The sequence below is a fragment of the Candidatus Enterococcus avicola genome (genome assembly GCF_047470845.1).
GTDB classification, from domain to species: domain Bacteria; phylum Bacillota; class Bacilli; order Lactobacillales; family Enterococcaceae; genus Enterococcus_D; species Enterococcus_D casseliflavus.
In genome coordinates this window covers 50324-63589 of the sequence record NZ_JBLGTY010000015.1, presented here as the reverse complement: position 1 = coordinate 63589, position 13266 = coordinate 50324, and the positions used below count along the sequence as shown (strand labels likewise).

Here is a 13266-nt window from a genome sequence, read left to right as displayed (position 1 = left end):
TTAGGTGATTTTTTTCGTTAAATACTCGTATTTGGCATTCAATTTTTTTAACTGATACTTGGGTAAATGCTCGATCCCCAAGGCCGCCCCAAAATCGACCGCCAACTCATACAATTCAGACTCATCTTTTTTCGTCAAACTATATTGTCGCGTACTCAAAGAAAAATCATTTTTTTCTAACGCACGAGCGATCCCTTTCCAGTCATGCCAGAGTACTTCGTTTTTCAGCCAGTCCTTACGTTTGGTCACATCGGGTATATCTTCCACTTCGATCCCGTGCTTTTCTCGATAATGATCAATCAAGATCGTGATTTTGCGGTAATAATGATCCTGTAATTTCTTTGAATAAAGTCCAATTGATTCCAGTAAAAAGACCGCATACTCTTGCCAAGTCATATGACTAGGCTTTCTCGTATTGTAATGCGCCAGCAATCCTGTCTGGGCATACAAGCGACCAAAATTGGCTCCTGACACACGATTTACGACGCGTTCCCACGTTTCCGGTTCCACCAAAGCATATTGGTACAAGCCTTTTCGTTGCTGCATACCGTAAGGCTGACAGATCCGCATTTGATGGATCGGAACGCCATGATCGTACAACTTTTTATAAAAGCCATTGATCGGCCAGTCAAAATGGGCATAGGCTCCCCACACATCTTCGGTCTTCCAATCATAGATGGGGTAAAAATTAACGACCATTGAATCTGCTACTTGCCGTTTGATCCAGCATTGCTTCCGAAAGTTATACTTTGGCGATGTGATCGATCGATACCGATACAGACTTTCCTGGGTTCGTATCCCCACACCACAAGCAACCGGCTCAAACTGATGATAACTTGCGTACCAATGAGCAAAGTTTCGTAAAAACTTATCAGGGTTCATATTTGCACTCTGATAGATTTCCATCAATGATTCATCCAAATCAGCAAGTGAAATCGCATCTTTTGGCATGGGCTGTACCCACTTCTCACGTTCTTGTTCATCCCACATCAACCATTGTGGCTGAAAGACGCTGGTATTGTTGTCCTCGTAAAAGGGCAAACAGAAGTGGAAGGTTTGATTGATACTTGGTAACGCTTTGATTTTTTCCATGAACGTTCTCGTAGCATCATAATTTGCCTCGATATCTAAAATCAGCAGATCAAAGGTTTTCTTTTTTTTCTGTGCGACTTGGTCAGCCAACTGGATCATGGCCCCGCTATCTTTTCCACCACTGAAAGAGAAATACACATGGGGAAACGTATCAAAAATATATTCCAAACGCGTCATCGCCGCTTCTAGCACATTTTCCTTACAATATTTCTTCATAAAAGCTCATGTCCTCATTTTATTTGTCCTTTTTTTGAATATGTATTACATTCTAGTATAAAGTTTCACTTGGCTTCTTACAAGGACTTAAGGGAGATTTCCCTGTTATTTCATACAGCGACATGTTGAAATACGCGCGCTCAGTATCGGATAATGAGTCAACTACAGGCTAAAAAAAGCAGAGATATCAATTTTTTAAACTTCATAATCGCTGCTTGCTACTGATACATCTGCTCTTTTTTGAATCACAAAAAGATAGCCTGTTTTTTCTATGATTTAGCTAATAGAAAGCAATACCATCAACCTGATTATCCGTTCATTCATCACATGTACTTAATTTTCCATAACAGTGAAATTTCTTTGCTGAGGTCTTTGAGCTTCATAGCCTTTTGGATATTCTCAGACATCTTCTTGTAATTACTGATTTTTTCTTCTTTTGACAGCAGTACATATTCTCGCTTGATTGCTTCAAACTTGTCTTCATGATCGATCACCAGAAGTTGCGTGATCAGATCATGGGCGATCCACCGATGATAGGAATTTTTGTGGGTATGCAGTGCCCAGATCCGTTCCCACTCATCATAAATCAGCTCAGGGTTTTTAGTGGCTACTTCTTTAATAATCAAATAACTATTAAAATACTCATTGATATGATTTTGACCATCAACGACATTCTCCACTAGCTTCTCCCTTACCTTTCGATCATCGATCGCCGTTTGCACAAACGGTTGGGGATCAAACGATGTTGTCTGAAAATGACGCGCGATTTCTTGGTAGTCCATGCTTTCACCTTCTTTAAATGATTGATTTGCAGCAATTACTTTTTTTTATCCATATCTTCATTTTAACAGAATCTTTGTACGAAAAAAGCGCTTTTTTGATTGCTTTTACGCTGCTTAAACGTTGGTTTCCTGTACCATTAGAAAGTGATCGTTCGTTGGCGCGCATTTTTCCCGGCAATATCCAATTTAAAATCGATCAAAAGAAACAGGGAAATCCCTCAATGAAAAGAAGGATTGTAGTCTTTCACCCAACGATCCATTGAGTTCTGACATTCGTTTCTTTGTAGTTTGTGATTTCTTATTCCATCGTATGCTTGACCTTGCGTCTGCAAAAGAGCGCCTGTACTAATAATTTTCTCAATGAAGAATGTGATAAAAATGACATAAAAAAGGAAGTCCCATGACGGGACTTCCTGAGTTTCGTTTCTTCAAACACTATTTCACGCATAGCTGCGAGATGCTGGATCACGCGTCCTTTCTCCGAATACCTCGGTCGGTAGGCATTTTGATCCATTGTTCGGGTGGACGTTTTCTGATTTTTTTTGGTGCAAACATCAGTTGAACCGTTCTTTTGACAAAGTTATTTCGGTATACGTTTTCCATAACTTTCACGCCCTTTTCAATTGAATTAGGAAGTGGTGACGCCGATCGTTCTTCCTACCTTTATTATAAGCGTGAAGACGGGACAAAACAAACAATATAGCTGGAGATTTCTGGCTTTCTTTCCCGCAACTTTGTAGTCGATCGCTCGCTAAATTGGTACGATTCTTTGAATAATATTCAACTAGTCATCGTATATTTATTGAAAATGCAAATGAAAAATTACAGAAAAAATTGATTTCTATTTGAATAAACAGCCGAAAGGACGAGTTTTTGAATGAAAAATCGTTTCACTTTACTTTTTCTTAAATTTTAATTATTATTCTTTTGAAATAAGATTAATGAAGGAGATAAAAACATGGAAAAATACCAAGTGTTCCCTGGTCAAAACTATCAGGCAAATGTTATTGGCTTTACCGGTTTACAAGAAGTTAGTGTGATTCATGTTTACGAAAATACTGCGACTGTTCTAATCAAAGAAACAGCTGAAACAGGTGTTGCGAAATTATGTAATTTTCTAGTTGGTGCAACACAATTAGTTAGTTGATGCTTTGTAATTAATCAAAACATGATGGAGCAATTTGCCATCCAGCATGTTGTAGGAAATCGCTCCAGAGAAACTCGTCTGTGAGATTGCCTTTTTCCTATTCATCAATTACAGTAGTATTTTTATTTATCTACTCAATATCTCTCTACTTTATATATAAATAGTGTTAGAATGAACAAAAGGAAACGTATCAGGCTTCCCCCAAGAGAATCTTCCCCAAGTACTCTTGTCTGATACGTTTCCTATTTTTGTGGCGAAAAAGCCACAGACCAATGGTAGCCCTTTACTCTGTGAAAAGCAAGCTTTCAAAATAAATTTTTTCTTTATTTTTTTATTTTATCTCTACAATTCCCCTTTAATAAGCAGGCAAGAACACACCTCTCGACAAAAAGGTGTGTTCTTTTTATAACAATGATTATTCACGAATAATAAGTTCGTAAGGCAGAATGATCTGCTCTTGTTTTCTTTCTTGAAACAAGCGAAAGGCTTCTTTGCCGCACTGATCCAGATGAAACTCAACGGAAGAAAAGTGCAGCATTTGACTGATGAGCAGGTTTTCTTGCCCAATCACGATGGGTGCTGTCCCGTGAGGGTATTGATTTAAGATCATCGCTGCGATCTCGTCCCCATTTGTGATCACCCCATCGATTCCTCGTTCCTTAAAAAATGCGGCTGCGGGAATCCCATCTTGTGCTTTGATGCAATCCCAATAAATATCCGCTTCAGAAAAATTAGGAAACAGCTCCTTGGCTTTTGCGATCGTGTTGACTGAATTGCAGCTGAGGCGTTTGCTGCGCCCGAGCGTCAGTCCCAAACGTTTTACGCCTTGTTCTTTTAAATAATTGATACTAGCTGTCACAGAGCCGACCAAGTCGATCGCAACGAAAGGAACAGCAGTACCGGTCGAATTTTCACAAAAAACGATCGGTCCTTTTTCCATGTAGGGATAAAACGTCTCGATATGATTTGCACGGGTAATAACGATCAATCCGTCAAACCCTTTTGCAGCGAATTCTTCTAGATATTCTAGTTCCAATTTCCGATCAAAATTGGTCGGCAATAACGTCACTTTGTATTTTTTAGCAAAGGCTTCTTCCATAATGCCATTTAGAATCCCATCAAAAAAGGCGTGATTGACAAACGGCACGATGACCCCAATATTATAGGTTTTCCCCGAGCTGAGCTTTTGGGCGATCTTATTCGGTTTGTAATCCAGTTCTTCCATCACCGCCAAAATCGCTGCTCGCTTTTGCTCATCGACATAAGGATGGCCATTGATCACACGAGAGACTGTCGTGATCGAAAAACCAGTGATTTTTGCTATATCGCGTATCGTTGCCATTTCCTTCATTCCTATCTGTTTGTTTTACGATTGACCTAAGTCTACCATAGAAAATTTACTGATTCACTTTCGATAAATTTTCTGAAAAGGTCCCTTGGTTGATTGTACGGTATGAAACGAGTTTCATAGCAAGACTTAGACTCCTTGAAAATAAAAGAAATTTATTTATAAACAAAAACTGATTGCTTAGCAAGCTACAAGCGCTACTTAAGCAATCAGTTTTTCTACCATTTACTGAATCATTTCTTTTGACAAGCTTTTACGTTTCTTCGTATACCTTCGCATCAGTAACTCGATGCCCTTATCCGCAAAGCGTTGCATGTAAGCGGAAAAATTCAACAAGGCAATCAAGAGAATGAGGTTGAGATAGCTGGTATTGCCTAGGTTAAAGAGGTCGCGACCGACGATCAAAGCGGCAAAGTACAAGATTTGGGTGCTGAAAAAAATCATCGTTCGATAGCTGTTGATCGCTGGATAGACTTTTTTCTGGATCAAGCGATAGTTCCAAGCAGTAAAAATAATGCTCATGATCGATAGAGCTTTACTGCTGCTGTTGAACCAATAACCAAAGTTGATGATCAGCAAAGTTCCTACCGTAATCGTCAAGGCTGTTGGAAAAGCATTTTTGAAAATCGTCGTCATAAAGTCCCCTTTGATCCGATTGAAGTCTGGTTCAAAGTTTAAAAAGAAGGTCGGAATGCCGACAAAGCAGGCATTGATGATCGTTAATTGGATCGGCTCAAAAGGATAGGTCGTTCCTGATAACAACGTCCCCATGGTGATCATGATGGAAAATAAGACTTGCACTAGCACCAATGAACCTGAGCGGGTAATGTTATTGATCACTCGGCGGCCTTCATCCATGACCGATGGCAAAGCATCAAATTGATTTTCCAAAAGAACCAGATTTGACACTTGACGCGCAGCATCAACACCAGAAGCCATTGCGATCGAGCAGTCGGCTTCTTTCAGCGCCAAAACATCGTTGACGCCATCGCCAGTCATCGCGACGGTATGCCCTTGTTCTTTCAAGTAGAGCACCATTTCTTTCTTTTGTTGCGGCGTCACTCGACCAAAAATCTGATAGTTGCTGACAGCTTCTTTTAATTCGGTCGCAGTTAATTTTGACACATCGATAAAATCAGCTGCTCCTGGTAGATTGACTTTTTTCGCGATTTGACTGACTGTCACTGGATCATCGCCAGAGATGATCTTGCATTGGATTGCCTGTGAACGAAAATACTCCAAGGTCTCTTTGGCATCTTCACGGATCGTGTCTGACAGTAAATAAAATCCTAACGGTTCAATATCCGTCGGCAGTCCTGCCTCCTCATAGCCTTGCGTACTGTGAGCCAAAACGATCACTCGGTAGCCTTCTTCTGCCAGCTGCCTTTCCTGTTTTAAGACAGCTTCATGGTTGGTTCCCAGTAAAATCGACGCAGCTCCGATGAAATAAGTGCCTTGTCCTTCAAACGTGACGCAACTGAATTTACGATCTGATGAAAAAGGGACGACTTGCTGCATCTGGTACGTCGTTTTTTCTGGAAAAAAGGTTCGCAGCGCCATTGCCGTTGGGTTCTGATCGGGTAGCTGCGCCATTAAGTTACCAGTGATTTCTGCCAACGGTGTTTCCGATTGAAAGGAAATCGTCTTTTCCACCGTCATCTTGCCTTCGGTGATCGTGCCCGTTTTATCTAAGCAAAGAACATCGACCCGTGCCAAGGCATCAATGCAGTTCAATTCCTGCACCATCACTTTTTTGCGCGCCAGATAGACGGCACTGATGGTCAACGTGACACTCGTCAATAAAAACAAACCTTCGGGGAACATTCCCACAGCTGCCGCCACCGTCCGTAAGATGGCAGTATTGAAAGTTGCATGAGAGAAATAGAACTGTTTAACGAACAAGAGGGTACATAATGGGACCAAAATCAGACTGATCCAACGAATGATTTTGTTTAAACTGCCTTGGATCAAGTATTTTTGTCGTTTGATGGTTTTGGCTTCTTTGTTGATTTTTGCGATATAGTTGTCAGCGCCTACGTGGATCACTTGGCATAACGCTTCGCCAGCAGTGATAAAACTACCAGAAAACAACTCGTCTGCTGGCTGCTTGTAGATCGTATCCATTTCACCAGTCAGCAAGGATTCATTGACTTCTAAAGATCCTTGAATGACTTTGGCATCCGTCGGCACTTGATCCCCGCTTTTCAGTCGTAACACATCATCCATTACGAGTTTGTGGATCGGCAAGTTCTCCAGCTTGCCATCCCGATAAACATCGGCTTTGGCAACTTTTAGCAGTGCCAGCTTATCCAGCGTTCGTTTGGAACGAACTTCTTGAAAGAGATTGATGATCACATTGCTGAAGACAACAAAGACGAACAAACCGTTTTGATAAGAACCCGTCAAACAGACGAGAAAGAATAGGACACAGTTGATCAAATTGAAAAAGGTAAAGATATTGGTAAAAAGGATTTTCGGGTACGTATTCGTCGTATCCTTTTTTGTCTTATTGACTTGACCGCGCTGCACCCGCGCCTTGACTTCTCCTGACGTCAAGCCAATGGTTTGGTTGTTTTCGATGATCCTCACCCTTTCTATTCTTAGTCATTTACTTTTATTTTGCTGAATATTCAGCAAACTTGCATCAGACTTGGGAATGGTTTTGTGTGTTTTCTATAAAACCAATTGGCGTCGATTGCGTAAGATAGGCCATCGACTCCCCGCTTTTTTTCTGTAAAAAAACAAGTACTGTTTAAAATATAGCATACCCTTTTACGAATTGGCGTTTCATTTTTGTCACATTCGCGTCACTTTAGGAATTAAAATAACAGTTTATTCCTTAACCTAAACCGACTAGACAATAAGCTAGCATATGCTTTCCAGGTGGTTTCTTGCGATGACACAAAACATAAAAACAGCTGATCTTCACAGATCAACTGTTTAACAATTCTTTAAGTTAGCTTTTTCTAGCAGCTACTAGCAGCATCATTGGTCGGCGCATTTCGTCTTTCATTCCCGGTACTTCCAGTAATTCTTCTGGCGGCTGCGGCTCAATCACTTTTTCTAAAATGAAGCCGTTTTGCAATAAGGTCATTAAATAGGTTGTCAGGGTACGATGGTACTTCGTCACCGTTTCACCTAAAAATTGCGCTTCCCGCTTGCCTTCATAATAGTAATGATCGACTGGGAAATGCTGGATTTCCCCCTGCATATCATACTGCCAATCTTGCGATCCTTCCGCAGTATAAACCGGATGCTCCACCGAAAATACCAGTACACCACCAGGTTTCAGCCAGACCGATATGCTCTTGATCAACGTCTCAAACGCTGCCACGTAGTGAAACGCCAATGAACTTAAAATAACGTCTATTGTGGCTGGAGGAAGTATGACTTCTTCCATTGCGACACATTGATACGTTATTTTCGGATCAGAGTGCCTTTTCTTGGCCTCCTCAAGCATCCGTTGAGAAATGTCTGTTCCTAATACTGCTGCCGCTCCATGGTCTACAGCATATTTGCAATGCCATCCATACCCGCAGCCTAAATCAAGTACCTGCTTTTTTTCGAAATCAGGCAACATTTTTTCTAGCGTCTGCCATTCTCCAGCTCCTTGCAGCCCTTTTTGCGAACGAGTCATTTGACTGTATTTGCTAAAAAACGTTTGTTCATCATATTTGTTTTCTTTCATCATTTGTTCCTCCCATGTAAATCGTTTTTTGCTGGTCTTGATCTACATGGGCTTAGGCAATTTTTTGGGAAATAATGCCACCACACATCTGCTTTTTCCTCCTCGCTCTGATTAACGCCATCATAGCACGATTTCCACTCCCTCACAATTGATAGCAAGCCGCTAGCGTTTCTTTGCCATTGTTTCTCAATGAACCATTTTTTTATGTACAGCAAAAAATCACACTATGAAAAGGGTGTGATTTTCCTGTTCGATTCATTCATTTCTCTATTGACCAATGCAGTGCTTCCTTTTTCCATTTTCGGATTTTCGTTCGGAAATTGGTAAAGGGTGCTACTGTATTGATATGGATCCATTTATAGACTGGCCACTGTGCTTTGGTGGTTGCCCAATCCCGCTTCCTTGCTTCAAACAATTCCTGATCGGATAAGCCTTCGATCCACTGGCAAAGGGCCGTCACCTTTTGGTCTAAGAGCTCTTGCTGCTGTGCTAAGGTCAAACTGCCGTATGTCTGATAAAAAGATTGATACAATCCGCCAAGGTTGTTCCATTTGTACCCTTCAGCAGGTGTGTGAACGCTGATCCCTTGCTGTTCCTGTGCTTCCCATGACAATAACAAACTGACCCAGCCGATTTGGTAAGACAAGTTTTCTGAAGGGGTCTTGTCGACACTTGCTATCCGTTGATTTCGCAGGGCTTCAGGAATTTCATCAAATTCTTGGCGAAATTTTTGGTAACGTTCTGTGATCTCTTGGATAAGTGCTGCTTTGCTTTCATATTGTCTCATTGTTTGTCCTCCTATTCAGGAAAATGGCTGCTCTTTGTCGCTTTCAGCAATGGCGATAAAAATCGTTACTTCGCCGTCTGGCGCATACTGTTCAAAATCAAAGGAATACCTGCGCTGCAGCTGCTGGTTTTCTTCCTCAGACCAGATTTGACGCCAAGTAGTCAAAATGCCCTGCGCATCGCGCCGATCGACCGGATACTTTTTCCAAGTATATTTTTCTGTATCAAAGTCTGCTTGCTCCGTTTCTTCGAAACAAAGCGAAACGGCATAGTCTCCTTGATAGTTTGACTCATACTCGTGGTAAACGCAAGCGATGACCTTTCCTTTTTCTGCGGCTTTCTTGACCGCCTCGCTGTTTTTCTCCCATAAGCCAGTGATTTTTGCTTGAATCGCTGGATCAGTAAAATTATTGGTTCTTTCCGTTGCCATTATCGAAAATTTCATTGGAGTTCCTCCTTCTTTGTCTTTATGATACGATAGAAACCTAGACACCTTGTGTCAGTGTTTTATCATCTTTTTATAAAAGGAGTAAACCAAGTGAGCACGACACGCCTATTCGGCCTTATCTACCACCTGTTGAATCATGAAAAAGCAACCACTTCTGAATTAGCCAAACAATTTGAAGTCTCGACTCGCACCATCACCAGAGATATCAATACCCTAAGCAGTATTGGCGTGCCCATCTATACCGAAACGGGTCGAAATGGCGGCGTTTATCTGTTAAGCAGTTTTGTGTTGGATAAAGTGTTATTATCAGAGGAAGAACGGAAAAACCTGCTTTTGGCGTTGAAAGGGATTCGTCAGCTGACGCCACAGATCAGTGGGCAATCGCTGGCAAAACTGCAATCCTTGTTTAAGCAGCCCGATGCTGATTGGCTAGAAGTGGATTTTTCCACTTGGCATCGGCGAGAAAACGGCAACGACACGTTTGATTTATTAAAAAAGAGTATTTTAACAAACCACGTGATCACCTTTGACTATATCAGTAAACAGGGACTGCAAAAACGCATCTGCCAGCCTTATAAACTGCTTTTTCGCTCGCAAGCTTGGTATCTGCAAGCCTTCGACCAGCAAAAGAATGCCTTTCGGACATTTAAAATCAGCCGCATGAGTCAAGTCCACGTCACTGACCAGCATTTTTTTCCAGTCACTGCGCCTGATTCTGCCATTGAGTTGACTGTTGACACCTATCCTGCGCGTCTATTCTTTCAAGCCGACGTTCTTTATCGGGTATATGATGAGTTCGATCATCAGGATATTACTTTGACGGAGGAAGGCACTGCTGTAGTTACCGTTGATTTACCCGAGGAAAGCTGGGTGGTGCCCTATTTGTTCTCTTTTGGAAAAAGCCTACACATTTTAAGTCCCCCTCGACTAAAGAATCGTTACCAAGAAGAAGTTGCTGCGATTTATGCCAATTTGACTGAGAACGAGGGTGCGAACTGATTTTTCAAGAAATGGATCCCTATTGAAAGGAGTGTTTGATTTGAAAGAAGTGATCGTAGACTATGGCGGGGTTTCGCTAGCCCGCCTTTGCCAGCAGTTGGAAGAAAATCAGATTCACTTAAACGCGTATGCCAACCAGCTCTTGCGCCATCCCCAGCTCTCCCTCAGTGCCGATAAACAGCGTGCTGCTTGTGTGATTGTTCCCCTTAAAGAACTGGGACTCCCCCAAGGCGGCTCTTTGACGGAGATTTTTGCAGCAACGCCTTCTTATGGATTGACTTGTTGTACCTTGGAAATGGCCTTACACTTTCGTCTTAGCTATCGCCAACTGGCAAACAGTACCGGACTGAAATCCCAAGGAAAAGCGCCAGCTGCCGCAATCACGATCGCTTCTGTGCCTTTGGAAAAAACCGACGATTTCCCCAAAGGATTCTACGTTCGCCGCATCGATGGGGTTGACTGGCTACGAGGCTATACTTGCGATGCACGCCACCAGTTTGCACCGGATGACCTGTTTTTGTTTCAACGACGAGACCCGCTGTCAGAGACCTTCAACTGAAGGGGGAACAAATAGTTACCAATCAAGCGTCCCCATTTCCCCTTACTGCAATCATTCTGCAAGATAGGGAGAATCCAAAAGGACGAAAGGAGAAATAGATGAACTTAATCCCAATGAAAGACAGCGACTATGCTGCTTACTTAACCAATGCAGTTTTCGAATACGCCAATGACAAAGTCCAAGCAGGCACATGGGCCAAAGATGAGGCCCTCGCCCTAGCCAAAGAAAGCTTTGCTTCTTTACTTCCTCAAGGGACTGCCACTGAAAACAATCACTTGTTTTCTTTATTTGCAGCTGATTTTAGTGAACCGATCGGGGTGATTTGGGTCAACACAGCTGCCCAGAAAGCCTTCATCTATGACTTTATCATCGAGGAAGACCAGCGAGGAAAAGGCTATGGCACCAAAGCGTTACAGGCTTTAGAAAAGTGGGCGATCCAGCAAGGCATCACTGAAATCGGCTTGCACGTTTTTGCCCATAATCAGTCTGCGTATCAGCTATACAAAAAAATGGGCTATTTGGAAACAGATATTACGATGGTTCGACGTTTCGCTGAATGAGTGGTGTTGAATGTGCCCGATTATTAGTACGAAAGAATTGATCGATCAGTTCCGACCCAAACAAAAAGAAACGACAGAAAATCGTCGTTTCTTTTTGTTTCTATTTACAGAAAACTACTCTTTCAGTTGTGGCTTCTTCAAAAGTATCGCCATTGTTGAATCTTCTTCGCTATAAGGACTGCCTTTAGCATCGCCAAATACCTCACAGATATCAAAGCCTGCAGCCTGAACTTCCCTCAGCAATGCATCTTTTGTAAAATAGGTCGTCCATAAGTAATAATTTGTGGTCTCACCTTCTGCTAAAATCGTTGTTTGCTCCAGCAAGACGTGATCAGGATATTTCCATCGTTGATTCAGCACAAGATGGGGCTCCCCCCGCCAAAACCCTTCTGATTCGTGACTTTCCCAGGTCTGCTCTTCATTAAGCGTTAAAAACTGTGCAATTGTAAATACATCGAACAAAAATTTGCCACCCGGTTTTAGATGCGCTAGCACATTTTTTAGCAGTAGTTTGCGTTCCTCTGGATTTAAGGCACCATAGTCGCAATAAATCAAGGTAATAAAATCAAATTGCTGAGGTAACGCCATCTCCAAATAATTATCAAATAGATAGGTAATATTTAGTTCCCGCTTACTCGCGGAATCTTTCGCATAGGCGATGGACCTTCTGGAGTAATCAACGCCTGTCACTTCATAGCCCAGCGCTGCAAATTTTTCCGCATAGATCCCTGGCCCACAGCCGATATCAAGAAGTTGCGTCTGTTTTTCTGGCGGCACAATGCCACCGATCCATCGAACGGATTCGTCGATAAAGTCAACCTTTCTACTCGCTCCCTCAAAATCAGGATCCAAATGAGCCTTTAACATTTGCTTGGAAATATACGCATCGTCCCAAAACGCCTCTGCCATTTTTTTATAGAGCGGTGGCCGCTCGATTGCTTTTCTCAATTCTTGGTACATCTTCTTTTCCCCTTTCAAAATAATTGAAAAACAAAAAAGACCGCAGATTTCACTCTGCGGTCAACCTTCAAACGATGAAGATCAAAAAGCGAAGAGTAAAATAAAATCAATGATAGGCACTTCAAATAAAACTGCATGCAGTCAATTTTTTGCCTATGAAATTGATTTTATTTACTCTTTTCCAGTCCTACCCCTGTTAACGAAGGAATAACAGCAGATAGGCCGGAGCCATCACCTTTTTCTCTTGTTTTTCTGCTTTTAGTTTAGAAGGCGCTAGTCGATTTGTCAATGGGAATCGCCTGCTTTCCTTCGATAAAAGAAGTTCTTACTGCAATTCACACCTTGCCTAACAAAAAAACTGCATCAAACTACGTCTTTGCTTACTGTCGCCTGCTGATTTTTTCAACAGGAAGCTGGATCTCAGTCAGCCCTTCCTCTTCACTTTCTTTATTCCAAATACCATCAATATAGCTTTCACGAAAAGGCACTTTGATTCGATAGCCGTTGTTTTCAACAAACTGGATAACTGCAGCATAGGCTTTCGGAAATTCTGCATAGGCTCCTCTATGGACCGTACAAACTGCTTCTGGTACTTCTTCTATCTGCCACTATCTTGTGATGTATAAGAAACAGCCCCCCTCACTTTATCTCCACCAATCCTATTGGTCAAAAATAGTACGA

The 13266-nt window shown here is 41.9% G+C and carries 13 protein-coding genes; 4 read left to right on the top strand and 9 right to left on the bottom strand.

Annotation, left to right across the window (positions count from 1 at the left end):
• Both ACI3E5_RS12515 and ACI3E5_RS12510 read right to left on the bottom strand, forming a co-directional pair.
• A complete protein-coding gene (locus tag ACI3E5_RS12515; RefSeq protein WP_142973070.1) occupies window positions 1-1308 on the bottom strand; it encodes a DUF3440 domain-containing protein in 1308 nt (435 codons plus the stop codon).
• A gap of 323 nt (window positions 1309-1631) precedes the next feature.
• Window positions 1632-2090 (bottom strand): hypothetical protein, encoded by a 459-nt coding sequence (locus tag ACI3E5_RS12510; protein ID WP_142973071.1) that lies wholly within the window; start codon window positions 2088-2090, stop codon window positions 1632-1634.
• Window positions 2091-3048: 958 nt separating this feature from the next.
• Here ACI3E5_RS12510 and ACI3E5_RS12505 point away from each other — a divergent pair.
• A complete protein-coding gene (locus tag ACI3E5_RS12505) occupies window positions 3049-3237 on the top strand; it encodes a hypothetical protein (RefSeq protein ID WP_005227564.1) in 189 nt (62 codons plus the stop codon).
• A gap of 415 nt (window positions 3238-3652) precedes the next feature.
• On the opposite strand, the gene ACI3E5_RS12500 is transcribed toward ACI3E5_RS12505, so the two are convergent.
• The 5 genes from ACI3E5_RS12500 to ACI3E5_RS12480 form a co-directional block, all read right to left on the bottom strand.
• Window positions 3653-4579, bottom strand: coding sequence for a LacI family DNA-binding transcriptional regulator (locus ACI3E5_RS12500; protein ID WP_185939955.1), 927 nt, complete (start codon window positions 4577-4579; stop codon window positions 3653-3655).
• Between the two features lie 231 nt (window positions 4580-4810).
• Window positions 4811-7174 (bottom strand): HAD-IC family P-type ATPase, encoded by a 2364-nt coding sequence (locus tag ACI3E5_RS12495; RefSeq protein ID WP_128488308.1) that lies wholly within the window; start codon window positions 7172-7174, stop codon window positions 4811-4813.
• A gap of 367 nt (window positions 7175-7541) precedes the next feature.
• Window positions 7542-8273 carry a class I SAM-dependent methyltransferase gene (locus ACI3E5_RS12490; protein WP_185939956.1) on the bottom strand — a complete coding sequence of 244 codons (732 nt, stop codon included), beginning with the start codon at window positions 8271-8273 and terminating at the stop codon, window positions 7542-7544.
• 259 nt (window positions 8274-8532) lie between these two features.
• Window positions 8533-9060, bottom strand: coding sequence for a ClbS/DfsB family four-helix bundle protein (locus ACI3E5_RS12485; protein WP_142973074.1), 528 nt, complete (start codon window positions 9058-9060; stop codon window positions 8533-8535).
• Window positions 9061-9075: 15 nt separating this feature from the next.
• A complete protein-coding gene (locus ACI3E5_RS12480) occupies window positions 9076-9504 on the bottom strand; it encodes an effector binding domain-containing protein (protein WP_142973075.1) in 429 nt (142 codons plus the stop codon).
• 93 nt (window positions 9505-9597) lie between these two features.
• Between ACI3E5_RS12480 and ACI3E5_RS12475 the strand changes: the two genes are divergently transcribed.
• The 3 genes from ACI3E5_RS12475 to ACI3E5_RS12465 all read left to right on the top strand — a co-directional run bounded on the left by ACI3E5_RS12475 (window position 9598) and on the right by ACI3E5_RS12465 (window position 11625).
• A complete protein-coding gene (locus tag ACI3E5_RS12475; RefSeq protein ID WP_142973076.1) occupies window positions 9598-10506 on the top strand; it encodes a helix-turn-helix transcriptional regulator in 909 nt (302 codons plus the stop codon).
• Window positions 10496-11065, top strand: a complete 570-nt coding sequence (locus ACI3E5_RS12470) for a helicase (RefSeq protein WP_142973077.1) — start codon at window positions 10496-10498, stop codon at window positions 11063-11065. The genes ACI3E5_RS12475 and ACI3E5_RS12470 overlap by 11 nt, the downstream gene beginning before the upstream one ends.
• Window positions 11066-11163: 98 nt before the next feature.
• Window positions 11164-11625: a GNAT family N-acetyltransferase gene (locus ACI3E5_RS12465; RefSeq protein ID WP_060792756.1), complete on the top strand. Its 462-nt coding sequence runs from the start codon at window positions 11164-11166 to the stop codon at window positions 11623-11625.
• Window positions 11626-11739: 114 nt separating this feature from the next.
• Here the strand turns inward: ACI3E5_RS12465 and ACI3E5_RS12460 are convergent, their stop codons facing one another.
• Window positions 11740-12585, bottom strand: a complete 846-nt coding sequence (locus ACI3E5_RS12460) for a class I SAM-dependent methyltransferase (RefSeq protein ID WP_142973078.1) — start codon at window positions 12583-12585, stop codon at window positions 11740-11742.
• A 380-nt stretch (window positions 12586-12965) separates the two neighbouring features.
• Window positions 12966-13109: a GyrI-like domain-containing protein gene (locus tag ACI3E5_RS12455; protein WP_341873062.1), complete on the bottom strand. Its 144-nt coding sequence runs from the start codon at window positions 13107-13109 to the stop codon at window positions 12966-12968.
• Between the last annotated feature and the right edge of the window lie 157 nt (window positions 13110-13266).

What these genes read in the sequence shown, in the direction of transcription:
- ACI3E5_RS12515 (WP_142973070.1), bottom strand. Translation starts at nt 1,308, where the DNA reads ATGAAGAAATATTGTAAGGAAAATGTGCTAGAAGCGGCGATGACGCGT.
- ACI3E5_RS12510 (WP_142973071.1), bottom strand. Translation starts at nt 2,090, where the DNA reads ATGGACTACCAAGAAATCGCGCGTCATTTTCAGACAACATCGTTTGAT.
- ACI3E5_RS12505 (WP_005227564.1), top strand. Translation starts at nt 3,049, where the DNA reads ATGGAAAAATACCAAGTGTTCCCTGGTCAAAACTATCAGGCAAATGTT.
- ACI3E5_RS12500 (WP_185939955.1), bottom strand. Translation starts at nt 4,579, where the DNA reads ATGGCAACGATACGCGATATAGCAAAAATCACTGGTTTTTCGATCACG.
- ACI3E5_RS12490 (WP_185939956.1), bottom strand. Translation starts at nt 8,273, where the DNA reads ATGAAAGAAAACAAATATGATGAACAAACGTTTTTTAGCAAATACAGT.
- ACI3E5_RS12485 (WP_142973074.1), bottom strand. Translation starts at nt 9,060, where the DNA reads ATGAGACAATATGAAAGCAAAGCAGCACTTATCCAAGAGATCACAGAA.
- ACI3E5_RS12480 (WP_142973075.1), bottom strand. Translation starts at nt 9,504, where the DNA reads ATGAAATTTTCGATAATGGCAACGGAAAGAACCAATAATTTTACTGAT.
- ACI3E5_RS12465 (WP_060792756.1), top strand. Translation starts at nt 11,164, where the DNA reads ATGAACTTAATCCCAATGAAAGACAGCGACTATGCTGCTTACTTAACC.
- ACI3E5_RS12460 (WP_142973078.1), bottom strand. Translation starts at nt 12,585, where the DNA reads ATGTACCAAGAATTGAGAAAAGCAATCGAGCGGCCACCGCTCTATAAA.